We start from the raw sequence: 21,974 nt of genomic DNA, 5'->3' as shown, positions 1-21,974 counted from the left end.
GGAATGCGGGGGCGGGCGGTAGAATGCGCCCATGCACGACGCCGTCACCCGCCCGACTCCTCCCTCCGATGCCACCTCCTGGCCCCGCCGCCAGACCCATGCCGTGCAGATCGGCGGGGTCACCGTAGGCGGAGGCAAGCCGGTCGTGGTGCAGTCGATGACCAACACCGACACGTCCGACGTGGCCTCCAGCGTGAAGCAGGTGGCCGAGCTGTGGCGGGCCGGTTCGGAAATGGTGCGTTTGACCGTCAATACCGTGGAAGCCGCTGCGGCGATCCCGCGCATCGTCGACAAGCTGGCGATGATGGGCATCGACGTGCCGCTGATCGGTGATTTCCACTACAACGGCCACCAGCTGCTGACCGCCGAGCCGGCATGTGCCGAAGCGCTGGCCAAGTACCGCATCAATCCGGGCAACGTCGGCTTCGGCAAGAAGAAGGATCTGCAGTTCGCTCAGTTGATCGAGTTCGCGATCCGCTACAACAAGCCGGTGCGCATCGGTGCCAACTGGGGCTCGCTGGACCAGGCCCTGGCGGCGAAGTTGATGGACGAGAACAACCTGCGCGAGCAGCCCTGGGATGCCGGTCGCGTGCTGCGCGAGGCGCTGATCCGTTCGGCGCTGGATTCGGCCGAGCAGGCGGTGGAGCTCGGCCTGCCGCGCGATCGCATCGTGCTGTCGGCCAAGGTCAGTGGCGTGCAGGAGCTGATCGCGGTGTACCGCGACCTGGCCCAGCGCTCCGATTTTGCCCTGCACCTGGGCCTGACCGAGGCCGGTATCGGCAGCAAGGGCATCGTCGCCTCGTCGGCGGCGTTGGGCGTGCTGCTGCAGGAAGGCATCGGTGACACCATCCGCATCTCGCTGACCCCGGAACCGGGCCAGTCGCGCACGCAGGAAGTGATCGTCGCCCAGGAACTGCTGCAGACCACCGGCCAGCGTGCCTTCACGCCGCTGGTCACGGCTTGTCCGGGCTGCGGCCGCACCACCTCCGAGTTCTTCCAGGAACTGGCCAAGGTGGTGCAGAACCACGTGCGCGAGAAGATGCCGCTGTGGAAGATCCACCATCCGGGTGCGGAGAACATGACCCTGGCGGTGATGGGCTGCATCGTCAATGGGCCGGGTGAGTCGCGGCACGCCAACATCGGTATTTCCCTGCCGGGCACCGGTGAAACCCCGGCCGCGCCCGTGTTCGTCGATGGCGAGAAGAAGGTGACCCTGCGTGGCGAGAACATCGCCCAGGAGTTCGTCGCCCTGATCGACGATTACGTCGAACACAAATATGTCCGAAGCGCCGGATAAGCCTGCGATCCTCGCTGCGCCGGAGTCCGCCTCCGGTTTCCGCCACTGGATGGCGCACAATGCCTGGCGCCTGGTGCTGCTGTTCGGTGGCGTGCTGCTGCCGTTGGCGGGTTTCGTCGCGCTGGCCGACGAAGTGCACGAATTTGAATCGTTCCATTTCGATGCGCCGCTGCTGTGGCAGATGCATGGCCTGCACTCACCGCTGCTGGACCGCTTCTTCGTGCTCATTTCCAGGCTGGGCTACGAATGGTTCCTGATTCCCGCCGACGTGCTGATCATCGGCGTGCTGCTGGGCTACCGGCGTTGGCGTGAGGCCACGTTCGTAGCGGTCAGCTTCGTCGGCTCGGCGCTGCTGAACATGGGCAGCAAGCATTTCTTCCAGCGCCAGCGCCCCAGCCTGTGGGAATCGATCGCGCCGGAATCGACGTTCAGCTTTCCCAGCGGCCACGCGATGGGCTCGATGACCCTGGCCGTGACCCTGGTGCTGCTGGCCTGGAACACCCGCTGGCGCTGGCCGGTGCTGCTGCTGGCGCCCGCGTTCAGCCTGCTGGTCAGCGTCTCCCGGGTCTATCTGGGCGTGCATTACCCCTCCGATATCCTGGCCGGATGGTGTGCCGCGCTGGTTTGGGTGGTAGGGTGCTATCTGGTCATGTTCAGTCGCCGGCATCCTTGGCGACGTCAGTATTCGCCGCCAGCGACGGCCAGCGAAGCATCATCACAGGGGGATTGACGTGGATGGCCCCTCCGGGGCGTCTACGTAATAGATCAGTTGTTTCGTTGCAGCAGGTTCTGCAAGACAGGGGGCAAGCACAACGCGCGGTACTGTGATGCGCAAGGCAGAATGCCCGGGTCGCATCTCGAACGCGCTTGCAGGGGTATCGGCGCCCTGCCTAGCTTGACCTGCAATGGCCGCATTCGAAGAGGTACGTGAATGACGATTCGAGTCTACCTGGTGGATGACCACGCACTGGTCCGCACCGGGATGAAGATGATCCTGTCGGGGGAGACCGACATCGAGGTGGTGGGCGAAGCCGAGACCGGCGAAGATGCGCTGCGCGACGTCCGCCAGCTGCTGCCGGACGTGGTGCTGTGCGACCTGCACCTGCCCGGCGTGAGTGGCATGGAGGTGACCGAGCGCATCGTCCGCAGCCATCGCAACACCCGCGTGGTGATCGTGTCGGTGCTGGAAGACGGGCCGCTGCCGAAGCGTTTGCTGGAAGCCGGGGCTGCGGGCTACATCGGCAAGGGCTGCGATGCACAGGAGCTGCTGCGTGCGGTACGCGATGTGGCCATGGGCCGTCGCTACCTGGGCACCAGCATCGCGCAGAACCTGGCCTTGTCGACCGTTGAAGGCAACGGCTCTCCATTTGACAGCCTGTCGCCGCGCGAGCTGGAAGTGGCGTTGCTGCTGACCCAGGGCCTGCGCCAGGAAGACATCGCGCGGCGCCTGAGCCTGAGCGCGAAGACAGTGAACACGCACAAGGCGCGGCTGTTCGAGAAGATGGGGATCCACGACAACATCGCGCTGGCGCGCATGGCCAGCCAGTACGGGCTGGTGGATCCGGCACGGCCGCTGTAAGGGATTCGGCCAACGGCTGAGCCCCTCTCGGTGGTAGTGCGGTTGGATTGTGGTGGTTGGCCGGGCGGATGGGCTGTGCAGGGGGCGCTGCAAGTACGTCCATGTAAGCTCGGTCGCCGCATCCATGCGGCTCACGCCCCTGCACATCCCATCCGCCCGGCCACGGACAGGTTCCGTGCGCGTCCACCGCGGAAAGAAGAAGGGAAAGGCGGGAGCGGGTCGCGCGCTGTGCGCGCTCGTCGTCCGGGGTCGGATCCCTTTCCCGGTGGGAAAGGGCTCTGACCCCGATGATGCTGGAGCCGAGCATGGGCTCGGCTCCACAGCTGCGTCGGGCTCAGTGGCCGCGTACGCGCTTGATGATCTTCGCGGCGTCGGCGGCGCTGGCGCGCACCTTGTCCCACTGACCGTCGGCGATCCAGCTGCCCGGCACCATCCACGAACCGCCGATGCAGACCACGTTCTTCTGCTCGAGGTACTCGGCGGCGGTGTTTTCGGTGATGCCGCCGGTCGGGCACAGCTTGAGGTCGGCAACCGGGCCGGCCAGACCCTTGATCATCGCCAGCCCCCCCACGGCGGTGGCAGGGAACAGCTTGCACACGCGGAAGCCGCGCGCATACAGCGACAGCAGTTCGGTCGGCGTGGCCGCACCCGGCACTACCGGCAGCGGTGCCGCCGCCAGCGCATCGGCCAGCGCCGGTGGCGTACCCGGGGTCACCAGGAAGTCCGCGCCCGCATCGATCGACTGCTGCATCTGCTCCACGGTCAGCACCGTGCCGGCGCCCACCACCACGTCCGGCAGCTCGCGCTTGAGCATCGCCAATGCTTCCATCGCCACTGGCGTACGCAGCGTCAACTCGATCGCCGGCAGGCCACCTTCCAGCAACGCCGCACTGACCGCACGCGCCTGGTCCAGCGTATGAATCGTCACCACCGGCAGGATGCCCGCCGCACGCAACAGCTCCGCCGCCTTCACCTGATGTTGTTCGATACCCATGCTTTTGCCCTTGCCTTTGCTCTTCTTGATTCAGTGGCCGCAGCGCAAATGACGCGCCGGGAATTGTCCAGGGCGCTCTACTGCCCAGGCCGGGAAGCCTGCCGCGGCTTTTCGCTTCAGGCGTCTTTTGCCTCATGCGGCGCCGCCGCCGCTGCGGCATCGTGCCCCAGCTCGTACTCCGCGTCGTATTCCCACGGCCCGCCATCGGCCGCCGCCGGCCCGCACGAAATCGAAATCGCACCCTGATCGGCCGGCCCCACCACGCGTCGGTTGATCGCGAACAGGTTGCGGCCCAGGTCATGCGCGGCAGGCGCCGTGTTCGGGGCCAGCGGACGCGCGGCCCACTCGGCCGCGTCCACCAGCACTTCCAGCGTGCCGGCCTCGCCATCAAGGCGGATCATGTCGCCCTCGCGGACCTTGGCCAGCGGACCACCGCGCGCCGCTTCCGGCGTCACATGGATCGCCGCCGGAATCTTGCCCGAGGCGCCGGACAGGCGGCCGTCGGTGACCAGTGCCACGCGCCGGCCCTGGTTCTGCAGCAGCCCCAGCAGCGGCGCCAGCGAATGCAGTTCCGGCATGCCGTTGGCACGCGGGCCCTGGTAACGCACCACCGCCACGAAGTGCTCGGGCAGTAGGCCGCCGGCATGCAGCTTGTTCAGCACCTGCGGCGCATCGACAACCACGGCCGGTGCTTCGATCGTGCGGTACTGCGGCTTCACCGCCGACAGCTTGATCAGCGACTTGCCCAGGTTGCCGCGCAGCAGGCGCAGGCCGCCCTGGTGCTCGAACGGGTTGTCGACGCCACGCACCACTTCGTCATCGGCGCTGTGTTGCAGGCCCGGCAGGTAGACCAGCTGGCCGTCGCGCAGCTGCGGCTCGCGCGCGTAGTCGGCCATGCCGCCGCGCGCCACGCTGACCAGGTCACCGTGCATCAGGCCCGCCCTGATCAGCTCGCCGAACACGAAGGCCGGTCCGCCAGCGGCCGCGAAGCGGTTCACGTCGGCCTCGCCGTTCGGATAGACGCGGGCCAGCAGCGGAATCAGCTGCGACAGTTCGTCGAAGTCGTCCCAGGTCAGCACGATGCCGGCGGCACGCGCCACTGCGATCCAGTGGATGGTGTGGTTGGTCGAACCGCCGGTGGCCATCAGCGCGATGACCGCGTTGATGATCGCGCGCTCATCGATGATCCGGCCCAGCGGGCGGAAGTCGTCGCCGAGCGCGGTGATGTCCAGTGCACGTTCGGTGGCTTCGCGGGTGAGGGCGTCGCGCAGCGGCGTGCCCGGATTGACGAACGATGCGCCCGGCAGCTGCACGCCCATCGCTTCCAGCAGCACCTGGTTGGAATTGGCGGTGCCGTAGAAGGTGCAGGTGCCGGCGCCGTGGTACGAGGCGGACTCGGCTTCCAGCAGCTCTTCGCGGGTGGCTTCGCCGGCGGCATAGCGCTCGCGCACTTCCGCCTTCTGCTTGTTCGGGATGCCCGGGGTCATCGGGCCGGCCGGCACGAACACCGCCGGCAGGTGGCCGAAGGCCAGCGCGCCGATCAGCAGGCCCGGCACGATCTTGTCGCACACGCCGAGGTAGACGGTGGTATCAAACATGTCATGGCTGAGGCCGATCGCAGTGGCCTGGGCGATCACATCGCGCGAGAACAGCGACAGTTCCATGCCGCCGCGGCCCTGGGTGACGCCGTCGCACATCGCCGGCACGCCGCCGGCCACCTGTGCGGTGGCACCCAGCTCGCGGGCGATCTCGCGGATCTGCTCGGGATAGGTCTCGAACGGCTGGTGCGCCGAGAGCATGTCGTTGTAGGCGGTGATGATGCCCAGGTTCGGCGTCACGCCGCCGCGCAGGCGGCTCTTGTCGGTACCGCCACAGGCGGCGAATCCATGGGCGAGGTTGCCGCAGCTCAGGCGGCTGCGGAACGGGCCTTCGCGCAGGGAGGCGTCGATCGCGGCCAGGTAGGCGGCACGCGAGGCGGCGCTGCGGCGGATGACACGCTCAGTGATGGCTTGCAGTTGCGGATGGAGGCTCATTGGCTACCGGCGTTCAAGGTGGCGAGAGGCAAGCGGCGGCGGGGCGCCGCCGCCGACATCAATCAGCCCAGTGGACGCGCAGGCGCGCGCCTTCCAGGTTGATCGCGTTGAGGATCGGATACTGCTGGGCGTCGTTGCTGTCCAACGCTTGGCGCAGCACCTGCAGCTTCTGCTTGCCGCGCAGCAGCAGCAGGCGCTGTCGGCATTGGCGCAGCCCATGCGGGGTCAGCGTGATGCGCAGCGGCCACTGGTTCGCGCCCGGGCAGCCGGTGGCATCCAGCGCGGCATAGGGCAGGGTGCTTTCCAGTGCGCGGGCGAGGTCCTTCGAGCCCGGGAACAGCGAGGCGGTGTGGCCGTCGTTGCCCATGCCCAGTGCCACCAGGCTCGGCGGCTGGCTGTGCTGTGCCTGCAGGTTGGCGGTGTACACGCATTCGGGCAGGGGCTTGCCGATCCGCACCAGTGGATCGAAATGCGCACCCTCGGCGCGTTTCAGCAGGTGCTCGCGCACCAGCCAGGCATTGCTGTCGCGATCCTGCGGCGACAGCCAGCGCTCGTCGGCCAGGCTCACTTCCACCCGGTCCCAGTGCACGTCCAACTCGGCCAGCGCCTGGTAGACCGGCGCCGGTGTAGTGCCGCCAGACAGCAGGATGCGGGCGCGGCCCACTTCGTTGATGTCGTGGTTGAGGGTGTGCGCCATCTCGGCGGCAACGGCTTCGATCCAGCCATCGGCATCGCCATGGTTGATGAACTCGATGCGGTCGTCGTGGAAGGTGGTGGGGCTCATGCGGCAACTCCAGGTGCGTCACGTTCGGCGTCGGCGGCATAGGCGGCGGCGCCCAGCAGTCCGGCGTGGGGATGCATCACCGCCAACGAGGGCACGCGCGCCATGATGGAAGAGAACCGGCCCTTGTGCTCGAAGCGCTGGCGGAAACCGGAGTGCTGCAGCGAATCGAGCATCTTCGGGGTCAGCCCGCCGGTCAGGAACACGCCGTCCCAGGCGCCCTGGGTCAGCACCAGATCGCCAGCAATGGCGCCGAACACGGCGCAGAACACATCCACGGTGCGCATCGCCTGCGGATCGCCGTGCAGGGCGCGGGCGGTCACGTCCACCGGCTGCAGCTGGCCCGGATCGATGCCGGCCATCTCGCACACGGCGCGATGGATGTTGACCAGGCCGGGGCCGCAGATCAGGCGCTCGTTGGAGACGCGGCCGAACTGCTCGGACAGGATCTCCAGGATGCGGATCTCTTCCGGGGTTCCCGGCGGGAAGCTCACATGGCCGCCTTCGGTTTCCAGCGGATAGCAACGGCCGTGGCGCATGATCAGGCCGCCGACGCCGAGCCCGGTACCGGGCCCGATCACCGCGTAGTTGCGTGGCTGGCCGGGCTTGCCCGGTACCCAGGCAGCCCCGCCGACCTGGACCACGTCATCGGGCTGCAGCAGCGAAATCGCCATCGCCTGTGCGGCGAAGTCGTTGATCAGGTGCAGTTCGTCGAACCCGAGCATGGCAGCGGTGCGGCTGCGCGAGATTACCCACGGATGGTTGGTGATGCGTGCTTCGTCACCATCCACGCGACCGGCCACGGCGAACACGCCGCGGCTTGCCGTGGCGCCGATCTGTTCCAGATGGTGGCGCGCGGCATCACCCAGCGACGGGAACTCCGCCACCGCGTACTCGCGGATGCTGTCCTTCTGCAGCGGTGCGTCCAGCGAGGTGTCGGCCAGGGCGAAGCGCGCGTTGGTGCCACCGATGTCGGCGACCAGCACTGGCTGCGAGCTGGCACTCATGCCGACGCTCCGCTGTCGGGCGCGTCCAGGTCCTGCGGCAGGAACCCGCCCGCATTGCCCGGGCCCCATTGGCCGGCGGGGTAGGGCTCCAGCGGCAGCTTGGCGTCCTTCCAGGCGTCGGCGACGCTGTCGATCCAGGCCCAGGCCGCACGCACTTCGTCATCGCGCACGAACAGCGTGTGGTTGCCGTTGAAGGCATCCAGGAACAAGCGTTCGTAAGCGATACGGCGGTGCAGGCCGGTCGGCACCGACAGTTCCAGCTCCAGCGGATGCAGCTCCAGCGCGCCCCATTCCGGGCCTGCCAGGCTGCTCATCAGGCCCAGTTCGATGTTTTCCTGCGGCTGCAGCTGGAACACCAGGCGGTTCGGTGCGGCCTGCGCGCGCTGCGGGCGCTCGAACAGCCAGTGGGTGACCGGCTTCAGCGTGACCACCACGCGGGTGGTGCGCTCGGGCAGGCGCTTGCCGGTGACCAGGTGGAACGGCACGCCGCTCCAGCGCCAGTTGTCGATATGCGCGGTGACACCGGCGAAGGTTTCCACGTCGCTGCCTTCCGGCGGCTGGTAGGCCTGTGCCGGCTGGCCATTGATGGTGCCGGCGGTGTAGCGGCCACGGATGCTGTCACGCGCGGCGTGCCGGGCATCGAGCGGGCGCAGGGCGCGCAGCACCTTGACCTTCTCGTCGCGGATGCGATCGGCTTCCAGCGATGCCGGCGGTTCCATCGCCACCATGCACAGCAGCTGCAGGATGTGGCTCTGCACCATGTCGCGCAGCGCGCCGGAGCGGGCGTAATAGGCATCGCGGCCATCCACGCCTTCGCTTTCGGCCACCAGGATGTGCACCGATTCGATGTAGTTGCGGTTCCACACCGCTTCCAGCAGCGTGTTGCCGAAGCGCAGTGCGATCAGGTTCTGCACCGCGGCCTTGCCCAGGTAGTGGTCGAGGCGGAACACGCGGTCCTCGTCGATCCACTGGCCGATGGTGCTGATGATTTCCTCGGCGCTCTCGCTGTCGCTGCCGATCGGCTTTTCCAGCATCAGGCGTGCCGGCGCGGCGAGGGCGCCGCCCTTGGCCAGGCCTTCGCAGGTGGAGATGTACAGGCCCGGCGGGATGGCGAGGTAGCTGACGCACTTGCGGTGCACGAGGTCGGCGACCGCGGCGGCAACCGAGTCGACGTCGCGCAGGTCCACAGAGCGGTAGTCGATGCGACGCAGCAGGGCGCTGATGTCGTCCTGCGTGGCCATCGGCATGGCCTGCTGCAGGCGCGGCCGCAGGATGTCATGGAAGGCTTCGGTGTCATGCCCGGACAGGGCCAGCGCACGGATGCGGAAGTCCTCCGGCAGCAGGCCGTCGCCAAGCAGGCGAAGCAGCGAAGGGAACAGGTAGCGCTGGGCCAGATCACCTGTGGCACCGAACAGGAAGAGGGTGTCGTGCATCGCTCGAGTTTCAGATCCGGGTGACATCGTTGTCAATCGCTTCATGGCTGGGTTCGGGGGACATCCGCGCAACTGCCTGTCCGAGGTTCGTCAGGGGCGTTCTCCGGGGGGCCGGAAGACCGTTCCATTCGAAACCACTGCCTCGGCGGAACCTTCGTTCAACCGCCGACGCAGATCGGTGCGCACCGATCATCGGATAGTGCCACGTGAAAACGTTTACATGGCAGAATGGGCAACTGTATTCGATTGCAGTGCTCGCCGTCATGCGGCAAGCGCGCAATCATCACTGCCATCGGGAGGGCCGAGGCAGTCCCAAAAGACAGCCCGGCTTCGGGCGGACCGGATAGGTGATATGGCAAAAGTGCAGTTGCAGGGTGTGCGCAAGGTCTATGACAACGGCCAGGTCGCGGTGAAGGACGCCAGCTTCGAGGTCGCCGATGGCGAGCTGATGGTGCTGGTCGGCCCGTCCGGCTGTGGCAAGTCGACCCTGCTGCGGATGGTGGCTGGCCTGGAGGAGATCAGCGGCGGCACGCTGACCATCGGTGATCGCGTGGTCAACGACGTGGCGCCGAAGGATCGCGACATCGCGATGGTGTTCCAGAGTTATGCGCTGTACCCGCACATGACCGTGGCCGAGAACCTGGCCTTTGGCCTGAAGCTGCGCGGTCACGACAAGGCGACCATCGACAAGCGCATCGCCGAGGCGGCGCAGACGCTGGGCCTGACCGAGATGATGGACAAGCTGCCCAAGGCGATGTCCGGTGGCCAGCGCCAGCGTGTCGCGCTGGGCCGTGCGCTGGTGCGCGAGCCGGCGGTGTTCCTGCTCGACGAACCGCTGTCCAACCTGGATGCCAAGCTGCGCCACAGCGTGCGTACCGAGATCGCGCAGCTGCACCGCAAGCTGGGCACCACCATGATCTACGTGACGCACGACCAGGTCGAAGCGATGACCTTGGGCCAGCGCATCGTGGTGCTGAAGGATGGCGTCATCCAGCAGATCGATACGCCGATGGCGCTGTACGATCGCCCCGCCAACCTGTTCGTGGCCGGCTTCCTCGGCAGCCCGGCGATGAACGTGCTGCGCGGTACGCTGCAGGGCGATGCCGGTGGCGTGACCGTGGTCGATGGTGAGTGGCGTGCACCGCTGGGCCAGGCCACCATCGATCCGGCCTGGCTGCAGAAGCCGATCGCGGTGGGCGTGCGTCCGGAGCACCTGCAGCCGGCGGCCGCCGACGATGCGCATGCGTTCGTCGCACGCATTGAAGGCATCGAACCGGTCGGTAACGAGATCTTCGTCAACCTGAGCAGTGGCCAGCACGCGCTGACCATGCGCGTGGCGCCGCAGGCGCTGCCCGAGGTGGGCGAGCAGATCCGCGTGGCGATCCACCCGCAGGGCCTGCATTTCTTCAGCGCGGAAACCGGCGAGCGCCTGTAAGGGGTAGTGCCGGCCGCTGGCCGGCAACCTCAACCCTGCATGGTTGCCGGCCAGCGGCCGGCACTACCATTCCTGCACCCACCCGTGCAGGTCCCCGCCTGCTTCAGCGGGCCAGGCCATCCAGCAACGGCACGCGCTGCGCAATGGCATCGCCCACCTGCAGGTCAGCGTCGCTGGCCTCCAGTGGCAGTACCGCCAGTGCCAGGTCGCCGGCCACGCTGGCAATCGTGCCCAGCCCCGCGCCATCCTGCTGCACGCCATCGCCGGCCTGTGCCGGTGCTGCGGTATGCAGCAACTGCACCGCACGCTTGGCCTTGCCGAGGAAGTGGGTGCGGGCGACGATTTCCTGGCCGGGATAGCAGCCCTTCTTCACGCTGTAGCCGTTCAGGCGGTCCAGGCCCAGCTGTTGGGGGGTCCACACTTCGCGCTGGCCTTCTTCCAGCCGCGGCAGGCCGTAGCGCAGGTCGGCCTGGCGCCAGGCCAGGGCGAAAGCGGCCTCATCGGCTTCATTGCCGGCCGCGAACGCGTCGGCGCTGCCAACGCGCAGGGTGCGCGGCAGGGCATCGCTGCCCAGGTCCAGCTCCCAGCCGTCGCCTGCGGTCTGCGCAATCGCCGCGCCGCTGGCGGCCTCGGGCGCGGTGAACGCGCCAGCCGCCGCCAGATCGCTGCGCACCTGCACCTTCACCTTGCGGCGGAACACGAAGCGCTGCAGTTGCGACGCAATCGCATCGGCATCGCCGTCAGCCAGCACCAGCATCACGTGGTCTTCGGCCAGCCGAAGCAGCTGGAACACCGCCAGGGTGCGGCCCTTGGCGCTCAGCCAGGCACTCCACTGCCAGTGCTGCAGGGGCAGGGCGGTGACATCGCTGCTGAACTGGGCGTGGGCAAAGACAGCCGCATCCGGGCCCTGCAGGCTCAGCAGCTGGTGGCCGGGCAGGCGCGGATATCCGACGAAAGCAGGGGGCAGGTTGTCAGGCACGTGAACGAGGTCTAAAATTTGTGCGTTGCGAGACCGAACATGATAGGCCAAACAACCCCCACTCCCGACGACGAATCTGAAGCCCCGCTGGTCCCCGCGGCACCCGTGCCCGTGGAACAGGAAAAAGCGGAAGAATTCGGCGGCCGCGGCGGACTTGATCCGGTGCGGTATGGCGATTGGGAGAAAAACGGACGCTGCATCGATTTCTGATCAGCATTGAGCCAACGCGGCCGTGTGCCGCCCAGCCGAGACAACGAGCCCAGCGAATGGCGACCAGACAACGCCCACTTTCCCCGCACCTTCAGGTGTATCGCTGGCAGATTCAGATGGCCACCTCGATCCTGCATCGAGCCACTGGCGTCTTTCTGTCTGTTGGTGCCCTCATCATCGCCGCCGGCCTGCTGGCCCTGATGATGGGGCCCGAGTCCTGGAACTGCTTCACCGGCCATGCCGGGGCCTGGTATGGCCGCGTGTTCCTGTTCGCGTGGACATGGTCGTTCGCCTATCACCTGTGCAATGGCATCCGCCACGTCGTGCAGGACTTCGCCATCGGCTTCAGCATCCCCGCCTTCATCCGCAGCAGCTGGCTGTCGGTCATCGGCAGCCTGGTGATCACCCTGCTGGTGTGGGCCTATGTGATGTTCGGAGGTGCCGCGTGAGCAAGTTCCGTACCCCGTTGAAGAACGTGCGCGGCCTTGGCTCGGCCAAGACCGGCACCGAGCACTTCGTGCACCAGCGCCTGACCGCCGCCGCACTGGTGGTGCTGGGCATCTGGTTCCTGGTCTTCGTGCTGGGCCTGCTGGGCTCGGACTACGCCACCGCCGCCGCCGCCGTGGCCAAGCCGTGGAACGCGGTGCCGCTGATCGGCCTGCTGATCGCGATGTTCTGGCACGCGCAGCTCGGCATGCAGGTCGTGCTGGAAGACTACATCCACGAATCGCTGCTGGCCCTGGTGCTGCAGACCGCGGTGAAGTTCGTCGCCGTGCTCGGCATGATCGTCAGTGTGTTTGCGGTGGGCCGCATCGCCCTCGGCGTTGCCTGAGCCCAGGCACCTACACAGGAATCCAGATTAGATGTCCGCTTACAAGATCACCGAACACAAGTACGACATGGTCGTGGTCGGCGCCGGCGGTGCCGGCCTGCGCGCCACGTTCGGCCTGGCCGCCAAGGGCCTGCAGACCGTGTGCCTGACCAAGGTCTTCCCGACCCGTTCTCACACCGTTGCCGCCCAGGGCGGTATCTCGGCCGCGCTCGGCAACATGGGCGAGGACGACTGGCGCTACCACTTCTTCGACACCATCAAGGGGTCGGACTGGCTGGGCGACCAGGACGCCATCGAGTACATGTGCCGTGAGGCCATCCCGGCCATCATCGAGCTCGAACATTACGGCGTGCCGTTCTCGCGCACCGCCGAAGGCAAGATCTACCAGCGTCCGTTCGGTGGCATGACCACCAAGTATGGCGAAGGCCCGGCGGCGCAGCGTACCTGCGCGGCGGCCGACCGTACCGGCCACGCGATGCTGCACACGCTGTACCAGCAGTCGCTGAAGCACGACGCGCGCTTCATGATCGAGTACTTCGCGCTCGACCTGATCTTCGACGAGGAAGGCGCCTGCCGCGGCGTGCTGGCCCTGGACATGTCCGACGGCACCCTGCACCTGTTCCGCGCCCAGGGCGTGGTACTGGCCACCGGCGGCTACGGCCGTGCCTACTTCAGCGCCACCTCGGCGCACACCTGCACCGGCGACGGTGGCGGCCTGGCCATGCGTGCCGGCATCGCCATGCAGGACATGGAGTTCGTGCAGTTCCACCCGACCGGCATCTACGGCGCCGGCTGCCTGATCACCGAGGGTGTCCGCGGTGAAGGTGGCATCCTGCGCAACAGCAGCGGCGAGCGCTTCATGGAGCGTTACGCGCCGCACTACAAGGACCTGGCCTCGCGCGACGTGGTCAGCCGTTCGATGACCATCGAGATCCGCGAAGGCCGCGGCGTCGGCGAGCACAAGGACCACATCCTGCTCGACCTGACCCACCTCGGCCCGGGCGTGATCGACGAGAAGCTGCCGGGCATCGCCGAGAGCGCCCGCATCTTCGCCGGCGTCGACGTACACAAGCAGCCGATTCCGGTCATCCCGACCGTGCACTACAACATGGGCGGCATCCCGACCAATTACCACGGCGAAGTGGTGCAGAAGGTCGGCGACAACGACAACGCGGTAGTGCCGGGCCTGTACGCCATCGGCGAAGCGGCCTGCGTGTCCGTGCACGGCGCCAACCGCCTGGGCTCGAACTCGCTGCTGGACCTGGTGGTGTTCGGCCGTGCCGTGGCCAACCGCTGTGCCGAGACCATCAAGCCGGGCGCTGCGCACAAGCCGCTGCCGGCCGATGCCTGCGACAAGGCGCTGGGCCTGCTGGACAAGCTGCGCCACGCCAACGGCGATACCCCGACCTCGGTCATCCGCGATCGCATGCAGCGCACCATGCAGGCCGACGCGGCGGTCTTCCGCACCAGCCAGACGCTGAAGGAAGGCTGCGAGAAGATGGACAAGATCTTCGACTCGTTCCAGGACGTGAAGGTCTCCGACCGTTCGCTGGTGTGGAACTCGGACCTGATCGAGACCTACGAGCTGAACAACCTGCTGCTCAATGCGGTGGCGACGATCAACTCGGCCGAACAGCGCAAGGAAAGCCGCGGCGCGCATGCGCACGAGGACTTCCCGGACCGCGACGACGTCAACTGGCAGAAGCACACCCTGGTCAGCGTCGACGAGAAGGGCAAGTGCAGCTTCGACTACCGTCCGGTGCACATGTACACGTTGACCGACGACGTGTCCGTGGTGCCGCCGAAGCCGCGCGTGTACTGATCCGACCCCGCCTACCATGCAATCCGCGCCCACGGGCGCGGGCCGCCTGAGCCAACGAGAGCAGCCATGGCCGAGTTTTCACTCCCCAAGAATTCCAAGATCACGAAGGGCAAGCACTTCCCCGTCAAGAACGGCGGCAAGAACGTGCGCACCTTCAAGATCTACCGCTGGAGTCCGGACGACGACAGCAACCCGCGCACCGATACCTATGAAGTCGATCTGGACGCCTGTGGCCCGATGGTCCTGGACGCCCTGATCAAGATCAAGAACGAGATCGACCCGACCCTGACCTTCCGCCGCTCGTGCCGCGAAGGTATCTGTGGTTCGTGCGCCATGAACATCGACGGCACCAACACCCTGGCCTGCACCCGAGCCATCTCGGACTGCGGCAAGAAGGAAGTGCCGATCTACCCGCTGCCGCACATGAACGTGGTCAAGGACCTGGTTCCGGACCTGACCCACTTCTACGCGCAGTACGCGTCGATCAAGCCGTGGATCCGCACCCAGACCCCGGCACCGCCGGACCGCGAGCGCCTGCAGTCGCCGGAAGACCGCAAGAAGCTGGACGGCCTGTACGAGTGCATCCTGTGCGCCTGCTGCTCGACCAGCTGCCCGAGCTACTGGTGGAACGGCGAGCGTTACCTGGGCCCGGCGATCCTGCTGCAGGCCTACCGCTGGATCATCGACTCGCGCGATGAGGACACCGGTGCGCGCCTGGACGATCTGGAAGATCCGTTCAAGCTGTACCGCTGCCACACCATCATGAACTGTGCCCGGACCTGCCCGAAGGGCCTGAACCCGGCACTGGCGATCGCCGAGATCAAGAAGCTGATGATGGAACGCCGCGCCTGATACACGGCGCAGGGTAGTTGCATGACCCCAGTAGAGCCACGCCATGCGTGGCTTTGCTGTATCTGGAGAAACACGATGGAAGAAGACGTTCTGCTGAAGAAGCTGCGCTGGCGCTGCCGCCGCGGCATGCGTGAGCTGGACCAGCTGTTCGGCCGCTACCTGGACCACGAGTGGAGCACTGCGCCGACCGAAGAGCGCGAGGTTTTCCTGTTCCTGCTCGACTGCGAGGACGATAAGTTGTGGCGCTGGTTCATGGGCTACGAGGCCTGCCCGCATGCGCACGCGATCCCCTTCATGCAGAAGATCCTCGCCCTCAAGCCTTGAGTGGCGCCCCTCGCGGCTGCAGGCCGCCGCCCAGTTGGCGGTGCTGCTGGCTGCGCCGTGGCTGCTGCGCGCATCGGATCTGCCTTCACGGCTGCTGATGCCCGCAGTGGTGCTGGCCTGGTGCACGGGCCTGGCCGAACTGGCCTGGCGCCAGCGCAGGCCGCGCGTGCAGGTGCTTCTGCCGCCGCTTCCCGAGCCACTGCAGGTGGCCGGGCAGGACGTTGATACGCCACGGCTGGTGGTGCGTGGCCCATGGCTGTTGTTGCTGTGGCGTGAGGATCGGCGCCGCCAGCGCCTGCTGTTCTGGCCGGATGTGCTCGATTCCGGGCAGCGACGTGAACTGCGACTGGCCGTGGCCGCACGCGCCGTTTCCCGTCAGCCCCGGACGATGGCACCATAAGCTGAATTGACCGGCGTGCCTGCATGTTCAAACCCATTCCCGTGGCCATTGGCCTGCGCTACCTGCGCGCCAAGCGCCGCAACGGCTTCATCTCCTTCATCTCGATGGCATCGATCCTGGGCATCGCGCTCGGCGTTACGGTGCTGATCACCACGTTGGCGGTGATGAGCGGATTCCAGAAGGAAATCCGCAGCCGCCTGCTGCAGATGACCGCGCACACCACCATCAGCCGCGACGGCGAGCCGATGCCGGACTGGATGCGCGTGGTCGACGTAGCCCGCAAGGATCCGCGCGTGGCCGGTGCCGCGCCTTACATCGAGATCCAGTCGATGATCAGCGGCCCACGCGTGCAGGGTGCGATCATCCAGGGCATCGATCCGGCGCTGGAGCCGAAGGTATCGGTGATCGACAAGAAGGTCACCAAGGGCAGCTATGCCAGCCTGACGCCGGGCAGCTTCAACCTGCTGCTGGGCAAGGAACTGGCGATCTGGCTCGGCGTCGACGTCGGTGACCAGGTGCTGGTGACCTTCGCCGAAGTGCAGGGCACGCCTGCCGGTGCCGTGCCGCGGATGAAACGCTTCACCGTCAGCGGCATCTTCGAGGCCGGCTACAACGAGGTCGACCGGGGCGTCGGCTTCGCCAACATGCAGGACCTGGAGCGCGTGCTGCGCAGCGACGGCGCCACCGGCGTGCGGCTGAAGCTGCACGACATGGACCGCTCGCTGGAAGTGGGCGTGGACCTCGCGCAGAGCCTGGGTGGTGCCTACCGCGTGAGTGACTGGACCCAGCAGAACGCCAACCTCTACCACTCGCTGCGCATGGAGAAGGTGGTGATGGGCATCCTGCTGTCGCTGATCATCGCCATGGGTGCGTTCAACCTGGTGTCCTCGCAGGTGATGCTGGTGACCGACAAGCAGGCCGACATCGCCATCCTGCGCACCCTCGGCCTGACCCCGGGCGGGGTGATGCAGGTGTTCATGGTGCAGGGTTCGCTGATCGGCATCTTCGGCACGCTGGCCGGCCTGATCGGCGGCATCACCCTGACCCTCAACCTGGAACGCATCCTGGGCGCCATCGAAAGCGTGTTCAACGTCAAGCTGCTGCCGGAGGATGTGTACTACATCACCGGCCTGCCGACCGACATGCAGACCGGCGACGTGGTGGCGATCACCGTGGTCGCGCTGCTGATGAGCTTCCTGGCCACCCTGTATCCCGCCTGGCGGGCGGCACGCACCCAGCCGGCGGAGGCCCTGCGTTATGAATAAGGTCTTCAACCGCGGCGATGAGGTGATCCGCGCCGAAGCACTGGGCAAGACCTACGCCGAAGGGCGCATGCAGACCCCGGTGTTCGATGGACTGGACCTGACCGTGACCGCCGGCGAAACCGTGGCGATCATCGGTGCCTCCGGTGCCGGCAAGAGCACGCTGCTGCACCTGCTGGGCGGGTTGGATATTCCGACCGCAGGCGAGGTCTACGTGACCGGCCAGCGCATGTCCGCGCTGTCGGACACCGCGCGTGGCCTGCTGCGCAACCAGGCGCTGGGCTTCGTCTACCAGTTCCACCACCTGTTGCCTGAGTTCACCGCGCTGGAAAACGTGATGATGCCGGTGCTGCTGGCCGGCACTGCCGTGGCCGAAGCGAGCAGCCGGGCCACCACGCTGCTGGAAGCGGTCGGCCTCGGACATCGCCTGGACCACAAGCCGGGCGAGCTGTCCGGCGGCGAACGCCAACGTGCCGCGGTGGCACGTGCGCTGGTCAATCATCCGGCCTGCGTGCTCGGTGACGAGCCGACCGGCAACCTGGATGACCGCACCGCGGGCACCGTGTTCGAGCTGATGCTGGAACTCAACCGCGCGCGTCATACCAGCCTGGTGCTGGTTACCCACGACCGCAGCCTGGCGCGGCGCCTGGACCGGGTGCTGGAGCTGCGCGAAGGGCGCCTGCACGCACTGGCCCACGCCGACGTCTGAGCGGCCGGCAACGGCCGCCTCCCGGCGCCTGAACGGGTTTACCTGCCCTCGCGCCGGTCGCACATCGGCCGGCGCATGATCGCAGCAGGTTCCCCGAGGAGATCGCCATGAAGACCCCGATCCTGATCGCCGGACTCTGCCTGGCGCTGGCCGCCTGCGCGACCACCGGCCGGCTCAGCAGTACCGAGAAACTGGATCTGTACCGCGCCCACGCCGGCGCGCCGCAGAACGACATGCAGTTCTTCGGCAGCCTCAATGGCTGGACCGAACTGGGTGACAGCGCGCTGGCGGTGTGGACCCGGCCGAGCGAGGCTTACCTGCTGGAACTGAGTGGTCCGTGCCCGGACCTGTCGTACGCCACCGCCATCGGGTTGACCAGCAGCATGGGCCGCGTGTCATCGCGTTTCGACAAGGTGCTGGTGCGCGACCCGACCGGTGGCCCGCGCATGCCGTGCTTCATCAACAGCATCCGCAAGCTGGACGTGAAGGCACTGCGTGCCTCCGAGCAGGAGCTGCGCCAGGCGCAGGTGCAGGAGCGCGAGGAAAATACGAAATAGCGCGGTAGTGCCGGCCGCTGGCCGGCAACCTGGCATCTGCGCGATGCCGGCCAGCGGCCGGCACTACCTTTGGGTCAGGCTTCCGGGGTGAAGCCGGCAGGCTTTTCCGCGTCCTTCTCGAACAGGAACTTGACCAGTTCGCCCTCAAGGAATGCGCGATGCTCCGGGGTGCGCGGCGACAGGCGGTTTTCGTTGATCAGCATGGTCTGGTGCGCGAGCCACGCGGCCCAGGCCTGCTTGCCGATGTTGTTGAAGATGCGCTGGCCCAGTTCGCCGGGGTAGGGCACGAAGTCCAGGCCCTCGGCATCGCGTTGTTCGTACTGGCAGAAGACGGTTCGGGACATGGCACTCACTCGTGGTTGCGGGGTTTCTTGGAATTTCGTTTCGGCGCCTTGGTCGTGGCGCCGTCGAGCAGCTTGCGGATCGGCGCTGGCAGGCCCAGCGCGGGCAGCTCGTCGTTGGCGACCCAGCGCAGCGTGGGTTCTTCCACGCGCAGGCCGTGCACCTGCCGCGACAGTACCTGCAGGTGCAGCTTGTAGTGGCTGAAGGTGTGCTGCAACACCGGCAGTTCCTCGGCGTCTTCCAGCGAACCTTCGACGTGCGCGTCGAACCAGTCCTGCAGTACGCTGCCGGCATCGGCCTGCGGCAGCGTCCACAGCTGCGCCCAGATGCCGGTGTCCGGCCGCTTCTGCAGCAGCACGCGCTGCTGGGCGTCGCGCAGCAGCAGGGCCACGGCTTCGCGCTCGGGCAGGGTCCTGCTGGGCTTGGGCGTGGGTAGTTCGGCGGTGCGGCCTTCGCGGCGCGCCACGCACGCGTCCTGCAGCGGGCAGATCACGCAGGCTGGCTTGGCGCGGCTGCACACCGTCGCACCCAGGTCCATCTGTGCCTGGGTGTAGTCGGCCATTCGCCCGGCCGGCACCTGCGCCACGTGCGCCTCGGCAATCGACCACAACTGTTTCTCGATGGCCGGCAGGCCGGGAAAGCCGTCGATGCCGTGGTAACGGCTGAGCACGCGCTTGACGTTGCCATCGAGGATCGCGAACGGATCGTTCCAGGCCTGGCTGAGGATCGCACCTGCGGTGCTGCGGCCGATGCCGGGCAGGGCATGCAATGCATCGAAATCGCGCGGCAGGTCGCCGTCGTGCAGTTCCACGCAGCGCTTCGCGGCGGCGTGCAGGTTGCGTGCGCGGGCGTAGTAGCCGAGCCCGGCCCACTGCGCCATCACCGCGTCATTGCTGGCGGCGGCGAGGTCGGGCAGCGTCGGGAAATGCTGCAGGAACCGCTGGAAGTACGGGATGACCGTGGCTACCTGGGTCTGCTGCAGCATGATTTCCGACAGCCAGACCCGATAGGGGCTGCGTGGGTGCTGCCAGGGCAGGTCGTGGCGACCATGGTCGTCGAACCAGTGCAGCAGGCGGGCGACGAAACCGTCCCGTTCTGCAGTTTCGGCGCTGGCGTGCGGCTGGCGGGGCATTGGAGTTCCAGAGAGGCAGCCACCCGTGGGGTGGCTCTACCAGGCTGCGGTAGAGCCACGCCATGCGTGGCTGCGCGGTGTATCAGGCGCCCAGCGCTTCGGGCAGCAGGGCGTCGACGAACGCTTCCGGATCGAACACGCGCAGGTCTTCCGGGCGCTCGCCGATACCGGCAAAGCGGATCGGGATGCCGAACTCGCGGGCCAGCGCGAACACCACGCCGCCCTTGGCAGTGCCGTCCAGCTTGGTCACCACCAGGCCGGTCACGTTCACTGCGGCATTGAACTGGCGCAACTGCGACAGCGCGTTCTGGCCGGTGGTGCCGTCGATCACCATCAGCACTTCGTGCGGGGCGGTGGGGTCGATCTTGCCGAGCACGCGGCGGATCTTGCCCAGCTCGTTCATCAGGCCGGACTGGGTGTGCAGGCGGCCGGCGGTATCGGCGATCAGCACCGAGGTGCCGCGGGCCTTGCCGGCCTGCAGCGCGTCGAATGCCACCGAAGCGGCATCGGCGTTCTGCCCCTGCGCGACCACGGCTACGCCGTTGCGCTCGCCCCAGGCCTGCAACTGGGCCACGGCGGCGGCGCGGAAGGTATCGCCGGCAGCCAGCATCAGGCTGTGGCCGTCGTCCTTGAAGCGCTTGGCCAGCTTGCCGATGGTGGTGGTCTTGCCGACGCCGTTGACGCCGACGGTGAGCACCACGAAGGGCTTGGCGTTGCGATCGATCACCAGCGGCTTGGCCACCGGCTGCAGGATCGCGATCAGCTCGGCGCGCAACGCGGCCAGCAGCGCATTGGCGTCGGCGAACTCGCGCGACTTCATGCGCTTGCGCAGGCCCTCGACCAGATCGGTGGTGGCGCCCACGCCGACGTCGGCGGTGATCAGTGCGGTTTCCAGTTCGTCCAGCAGATCGTCGTCGAGCTTGGGGTTGCGCGAGAACAGTCCACCGAAGCTGCGCGCGATGACGCTGTTGCGCAGGCGTTCGCGCCAGCCGGGCTTGCCGGCAGGCGCCGGAACGGCATCGATCGAGGCGGCGGCAGGCAGGTCGTCGGTGACCGGTGCCGGGGTGGGCTGAGGCAGTGGTGCGGGTGCCGGTTCGATGGCCGGGGCCGCCACCGGGGCGACGTCGATCCGGGCGGCCGATTGCGGAGCGCTCGGAGCGGGAACGACCGGAGCCGGAACCACCGGAGCCGGAACCACCGGGGTGGGCTCGAAAGCGACCGGAACGACGGCTGCCGGCGGCGGCTCGGCCGGCGCAGGCGCGGCCGGTACGGCTACCGGTGCTGGCTCTTTGTCCTCGACCGGCGCGGCCGACGGGAACGCCGCCGCCAGCTCTTCAGCCGAGTAGTGCTGGGTCTTGGGTGCCTCCGCTGCGGGGGCATCCTGGGGCTTCTTGCGGCGGAAAAAACTGAGCATTGGCAAAAGGCGCTGAAATCAGGGGGATATGCTACCACTCGGGCCTGTCGGGCCGATGTGGACTCAAGGTCGCGGCCCGGAGACCGCCATGGACAACGTGATGGGAATTGCCCTCGGCGGGATGCGTGCGTCCCAGCAGGGCGTGCAGGTGGCTGCGCACAACGTGGCCAACCTGGCGACCCCGGATGCCCAGCGCCTGCAGCTGCAGCGCAGTGCTGCCGGGCAGGGTGGGGTGCAGGCCGCGGTGATTCCCGTCGGCGCCGATGCCGGCGCGCCGCTGGGTGACCTGCTGGCCGCGAAAGCCGAGGTGGTGGCCTTCGCCGCCAATGCCGCGGTGATCCGCCGCCAGGACCAGATGCTGGGTTCGCTGCTGGATCGCGACGCCTGAACCCCTTCGGCAGGCGCCAACCGCCGCCCCTGGTGGGTGCCAACCTTGGTTGGCACTCTCCACCCGCGCCGGTAGGTGCCAACCTTGGCTGGCACGCTCGATCCGCCCCGGTAGGTGCCAACCTTGGTTGGCACGCTTTTGGGGCGCCAACCAAGGTCGGCCTCTACCAGAGCACCGCCGGGTAAGCCGGGC

Annotated in this window: 24 protein-coding genes; 15 read left to right on the top strand and 9 right to left on the bottom strand. The window is 67.4% G+C overall.

The window, feature by feature from the left end:
- Window positions 1-31 precede the first annotated feature (31 nt).
- The 3 genes from ispG to AC5P6H_RS08905 all read left to right on the top strand — a co-directional run bounded on the left by ispG (window position 32) and on the right by AC5P6H_RS08905 (window position 2,876).
- Window positions 32-1,297 carry a flavodoxin-dependent (E)-4-hydroxy-3-methylbut-2-enyl-diphosphate synthase gene (gene ispG, locus AC5P6H_RS08915; protein WP_041863307.1) on the top strand — a complete coding sequence of 422 codons (1,266 nt, stop codon included), beginning with the start codon at window positions 32-34 and terminating at the stop codon, window positions 1,295-1,297.
- A complete protein-coding gene (locus AC5P6H_RS08910) occupies window positions 1,278-2,027 on the top strand; it encodes a phosphatase PAP2 family protein (protein WP_262224889.1) in 750 nt (249 codons plus the stop codon). The genes ispG and AC5P6H_RS08910 overlap by 20 nt, the downstream gene beginning before the upstream one ends.
- A 201-nt stretch (window positions 2,028-2,228) precedes the next feature.
- A complete protein-coding gene (locus AC5P6H_RS08905) occupies window positions 2,229-2,876 on the top strand; it encodes a response regulator (RefSeq protein WP_005416124.1) in 648 nt (215 codons plus the stop codon).
- Window positions 2,877-3,210: 334 nt separating this feature from the next.
- Here AC5P6H_RS08905 and AC5P6H_RS08900 read toward each other — a convergent pair whose 3' ends face one another.
- The 5 genes from AC5P6H_RS08900 to zwf form a co-directional block, all read right to left on the bottom strand.
- Entirely contained in the window at window positions 3,211-3,870 is a 660-nt protein-coding gene (locus AC5P6H_RS08900; RefSeq protein ID WP_014646757.1) for a bifunctional 4-hydroxy-2-oxoglutarate aldolase/2-dehydro-3-deoxy-phosphogluconate aldolase, read from the bottom strand.
- A gap of 116 nt (window positions 3,871-3,986) precedes the next feature.
- On the bottom strand, window positions 3,987-5,903 hold the full coding sequence (gene edd / locus AC5P6H_RS08895) for a phosphogluconate dehydratase (protein ID WP_032958604.1): 1,917 nt from the start codon (window positions 5,901-5,903) through the stop codon (window positions 3,987-3,989).
- 58 nt (window positions 5,904-5,961) lie between these two features.
- Window positions 5,962-6,687, bottom strand: coding sequence for a 6-phosphogluconolactonase (gene pgl, locus AC5P6H_RS08890; RefSeq protein WP_014646759.1), 726 nt, complete (start codon window positions 6,685-6,687; stop codon window positions 5,962-5,964).
- Window positions 6,684-7,691, bottom strand: a complete 1,008-nt coding sequence (gene glk, locus AC5P6H_RS08885) for a glucokinase (RefSeq protein WP_014646760.1) — start codon at window positions 7,689-7,691, stop codon at window positions 6,684-6,686. The genes pgl and glk overlap by 4 nt, the downstream gene beginning before the upstream one ends.
- Window positions 7,688-9,124 carry a glucose-6-phosphate dehydrogenase gene (gene zwf / locus AC5P6H_RS08880; RefSeq protein ID WP_014646761.1) on the bottom strand — a complete coding sequence of 479 codons (1,437 nt, stop codon included), beginning with the start codon at window positions 9,122-9,124 and terminating at the stop codon, window positions 7,688-7,690. Before zwf ends, glk begins: the two co-directional genes overlap by 4 nt.
- Window positions 9,125-9,476: 352 nt before the next feature.
- Here zwf and AC5P6H_RS08875 point away from each other — a divergent pair, with 352 nt between their 5' ends.
- A complete protein-coding gene (locus tag AC5P6H_RS08875; protein WP_126411940.1) occupies window positions 9,477-10,559 on the top strand; it encodes an ABC transporter ATP-binding protein in 1,083 nt (360 codons plus the stop codon).
- Between the two features lie 103 nt (window positions 10,560-10,662).
- Here AC5P6H_RS08875 and ygfZ read toward each other — a convergent pair whose 3' ends face one another.
- Window positions 10,663-11,538, bottom strand: coding sequence for a CAF17-like 4Fe-4S cluster assembly/insertion protein YgfZ (gene ygfZ / locus AC5P6H_RS08870; protein ID WP_032958610.1), 876 nt, complete (start codon window positions 11,536-11,538; stop codon window positions 10,663-10,665).
- Window positions 11,539-11,577: 39 nt separating this feature from the next.
- Here ygfZ and AC5P6H_RS08865 point away from each other — a divergent pair, with 39 nt between their 5' ends.
- From AC5P6H_RS08865 to AC5P6H_RS08820, 10 genes are all read left to right on the top strand, one after another.
- The gene (locus AC5P6H_RS08865) at window positions 11,578-11,748 is read left to right on the top strand and encodes a DUF1674 domain-containing protein (protein WP_005409075.1); all 171 of its coding nucleotides are present in this window, start codon (window positions 11,578-11,580) and stop codon (window positions 11,746-11,748) included.
- Window positions 11,749-11,804: 56 nt separating this feature from the next.
- Complete coding sequence (gene sdhC, locus AC5P6H_RS08860) at window positions 11,805-12,197, top strand: succinate dehydrogenase, cytochrome b556 subunit (RefSeq protein WP_024958620.1); 393 nt, start codon at window positions 11,805-11,807, stop codon at window positions 12,195-12,197.
- A complete protein-coding gene (gene sdhD, locus AC5P6H_RS08855) occupies window positions 12,194-12,580 on the top strand; it encodes a succinate dehydrogenase, hydrophobic membrane anchor protein (RefSeq protein WP_005409077.1) in 387 nt (128 codons plus the stop codon). The genes sdhC and sdhD overlap by 4 nt, the downstream gene beginning before the upstream one ends.
- A gap of 31 nt (window positions 12,581-12,611) precedes the next feature.
- The gene (sdhA, locus tag AC5P6H_RS08850) at window positions 12,612-14,402 is read left to right on the top strand and encodes a succinate dehydrogenase flavoprotein subunit (protein WP_014646765.1); all 1,791 of its coding nucleotides are present in this window, start codon (window positions 12,612-12,614) and stop codon (window positions 14,400-14,402) included.
- A gap of 66 nt (window positions 14,403-14,468) precedes the next feature.
- Entirely contained in the window at window positions 14,469-15,254 is a 786-nt protein-coding gene (locus AC5P6H_RS08845; RefSeq protein WP_005409079.1) for a succinate dehydrogenase iron-sulfur subunit, read from the top strand.
- A 75-nt stretch (window positions 15,255-15,329) separates the two neighbouring features.
- Window positions 15,330-15,578 carry an FAD assembly factor SdhE gene (locus tag AC5P6H_RS08840; protein WP_049442321.1) on the top strand — a complete coding sequence of 83 codons (249 nt, stop codon included), beginning with the start codon at window positions 15,330-15,332 and terminating at the stop codon, window positions 15,576-15,578.
- A complete protein-coding gene (locus tag AC5P6H_RS08835; RefSeq protein ID WP_041863309.1) occupies window positions 15,529-15,978 on the top strand; it encodes a hypothetical protein in 450 nt (149 codons plus the stop codon). Before AC5P6H_RS08840 ends, AC5P6H_RS08835 begins: the two co-directional genes overlap by 50 nt.
- A 23-nt stretch (window positions 15,979-16,001) precedes the next feature.
- Window positions 16,002-17,243: a lipoprotein-releasing ABC transporter permease subunit gene (locus tag AC5P6H_RS08830; protein WP_032958619.1), complete on the top strand. Its 1,242-nt coding sequence runs from the start codon at window positions 16,002-16,004 to the stop codon at window positions 17,241-17,243.
- The gene (gene lolD / locus AC5P6H_RS08825) at window positions 17,236-17,949 is read left to right on the top strand and encodes a lipoprotein-releasing ABC transporter ATP-binding protein LolD (protein WP_014036806.1); all 714 of its coding nucleotides are present in this window, start codon (window positions 17,236-17,238) and stop codon (window positions 17,947-17,949) included. Before AC5P6H_RS08830 ends, lolD begins: the two co-directional genes overlap by 8 nt.
- 107 nt (window positions 17,950-18,056) lie before the next feature.
- On the top strand, window positions 18,057-18,506 hold the full coding sequence (locus AC5P6H_RS08820) for a DUF6491 family protein (protein ID WP_032958624.1): 450 nt from the start codon (window positions 18,057-18,059) through the stop codon (window positions 18,504-18,506).
- A gap of 74 nt (window positions 18,507-18,580) precedes the next feature.
- Here the strand turns inward: AC5P6H_RS08820 and AC5P6H_RS08815 are convergent, their stop codons facing one another.
- The 3 genes from AC5P6H_RS08815 to ftsY form a co-directional block, all read right to left on the bottom strand.
- Window positions 18,581-18,850 carry an oxidative damage protection protein gene (locus AC5P6H_RS08815; RefSeq protein WP_004153160.1) on the bottom strand — a complete coding sequence of 90 codons (270 nt, stop codon included), beginning with the start codon at window positions 18,848-18,850 and terminating at the stop codon, window positions 18,581-18,583.
- Window positions 18,851-18,855: 5 nt separating this feature from the next.
- On the bottom strand, window positions 18,856-19,980 hold the full coding sequence (gene mutY, locus AC5P6H_RS08810) for an A/G-specific adenine glycosylase (RefSeq protein WP_495202533.1): 1,125 nt from the start codon (window positions 19,978-19,980) through the stop codon (window positions 18,856-18,858).
- An 82-nt stretch (window positions 19,981-20,062) separates the two neighbouring features.
- On the bottom strand, window positions 20,063-21,394 hold the full coding sequence (gene ftsY / locus AC5P6H_RS08805; RefSeq protein ID WP_046429948.1) for a signal recognition particle-docking protein FtsY: 1,332 nt from the start codon (window positions 21,392-21,394) through the stop codon (window positions 20,063-20,065).
- Between the two features lie 88 nt (window positions 21,395-21,482).
- On the opposite strand from ftsY, the gene AC5P6H_RS08800 reads away from it, so the two are divergent.
- Entirely contained in the window at window positions 21,483-21,782 is a 300-nt protein-coding gene (locus AC5P6H_RS08800) for a hypothetical protein (protein ID WP_014646771.1), read from the top strand.
- Window positions 21,783-21,974 lie beyond the last annotated feature (192 nt).

The organism is Stenotrophomonas sp. YJH_SMC_110, assembly GCF_059369255.1.
This window is presented reverse-complemented; position numbering and strand designations above follow the sequence as displayed.

Bases quoted from the DNA above. Each gene is read 5' to 3' on its own strand.
- ispG (WP_041863307.1), top strand. From the start codon at position 32: ATGCACGACGCCGTCACCCGCCCGACTCCTCCCTCCGATGCCACCTCC.
- AC5P6H_RS08910 (WP_262224889.1), top strand. From the start codon at position 1,278: ATGTCCGAAGCGCCGGATAAGCCTGCGATCCTCGCTGCGCCGGAGTCC.
- AC5P6H_RS08905 (WP_005416124.1), top strand. From the start codon at position 2,229: ATGACGATTCGAGTCTACCTGGTGGATGACCACGCACTGGTCCGCACC.
- AC5P6H_RS08900 (WP_014646757.1), bottom strand. From the start codon at position 3,870: ATGGGTATCGAACAACATCAGGTGAAGGCGGCGGAGCTGTTGCGTGCG.
- edd (WP_032958604.1), bottom strand. From the start codon at position 5,903: ATGAGCCTCCATCCGCAACTGCAAGCCATCACTGAGCGTGTCATCCGC.
- pgl (WP_014646759.1), bottom strand. From the start codon at position 6,687: ATGAGCCCCACCACCTTCCACGACGACCGCATCGAGTTCATCAACCAT.
- glk (WP_014646760.1), bottom strand. From the start codon at position 7,691: ATGAGTGCCAGCTCGCAGCCAGTGCTGGTCGCCGACATCGGTGGCACC.
- zwf (WP_014646761.1), bottom strand. From the start codon at position 9,124: ATGCACGACACCCTCTTCCTGTTCGGTGCCACAGGTGATCTGGCCCAG.
- AC5P6H_RS08875 (WP_126411940.1), top strand. From the start codon at position 9,477: ATGGCAAAAGTGCAGTTGCAGGGTGTGCGCAAGGTCTATGACAACGGC.
- AC5P6H_RS08865 (WP_005409075.1), top strand. From the start codon at position 11,578: ATGATAGGCCAAACAACCCCCACTCCCGACGACGAATCTGAAGCCCCG.
- sdhC (WP_024958620.1), top strand. From the start codon at position 11,805: ATGGCGACCAGACAACGCCCACTTTCCCCGCACCTTCAGGTGTATCGC.
- sdhA (WP_014646765.1), top strand. From the start codon at position 12,612: ATGTCCGCTTACAAGATCACCGAACACAAGTACGACATGGTCGTGGTC.
- AC5P6H_RS08845 (WP_005409079.1), top strand. From the start codon at position 14,469: ATGGCCGAGTTTTCACTCCCCAAGAATTCCAAGATCACGAAGGGCAAG.
- AC5P6H_RS08840 (WP_049442321.1), top strand. From the start codon at position 15,330: ATGGAAGAAGACGTTCTGCTGAAGAAGCTGCGCTGGCGCTGCCGCCGC.
- AC5P6H_RS08835 (WP_041863309.1), top strand. From the start codon at position 15,529: ATGCGCACGCGATCCCCTTCATGCAGAAGATCCTCGCCCTCAAGCCTT.
- AC5P6H_RS08830 (WP_032958619.1), top strand. From the start codon at position 16,002: ATGTTCAAACCCATTCCCGTGGCCATTGGCCTGCGCTACCTGCGCGCC.
- lolD (WP_014036806.1), top strand. From the start codon at position 17,236: ATGAATAAGGTCTTCAACCGCGGCGATGAGGTGATCCGCGCCGAAGCA.
- AC5P6H_RS08820 (WP_032958624.1), top strand. From the start codon at position 18,057: ATGAAGACCCCGATCCTGATCGCCGGACTCTGCCTGGCGCTGGCCGCC.
- AC5P6H_RS08815 (WP_004153160.1), bottom strand. From the start codon at position 18,850: ATGTCCCGAACCGTCTTCTGCCAGTACGAACAACGCGATGCCGAGGGC.
- mutY (WP_495202533.1), bottom strand. From the start codon at position 19,980: ATGCCCCGCCAGCCGCACGCCAGCGCCGAAACTGCAGAACGGGACGGT.
- ftsY (WP_046429948.1), bottom strand. From the start codon at position 21,394: ATGCTCAGTTTTTTCCGCCGCAAGAAGCCCCAGGATGCCCCCGCAGCG.
- AC5P6H_RS08800 (WP_014646771.1), top strand. From the start codon at position 21,483: ATGGACAACGTGATGGGAATTGCCCTCGGCGGGATGCGTGCGTCCCAG.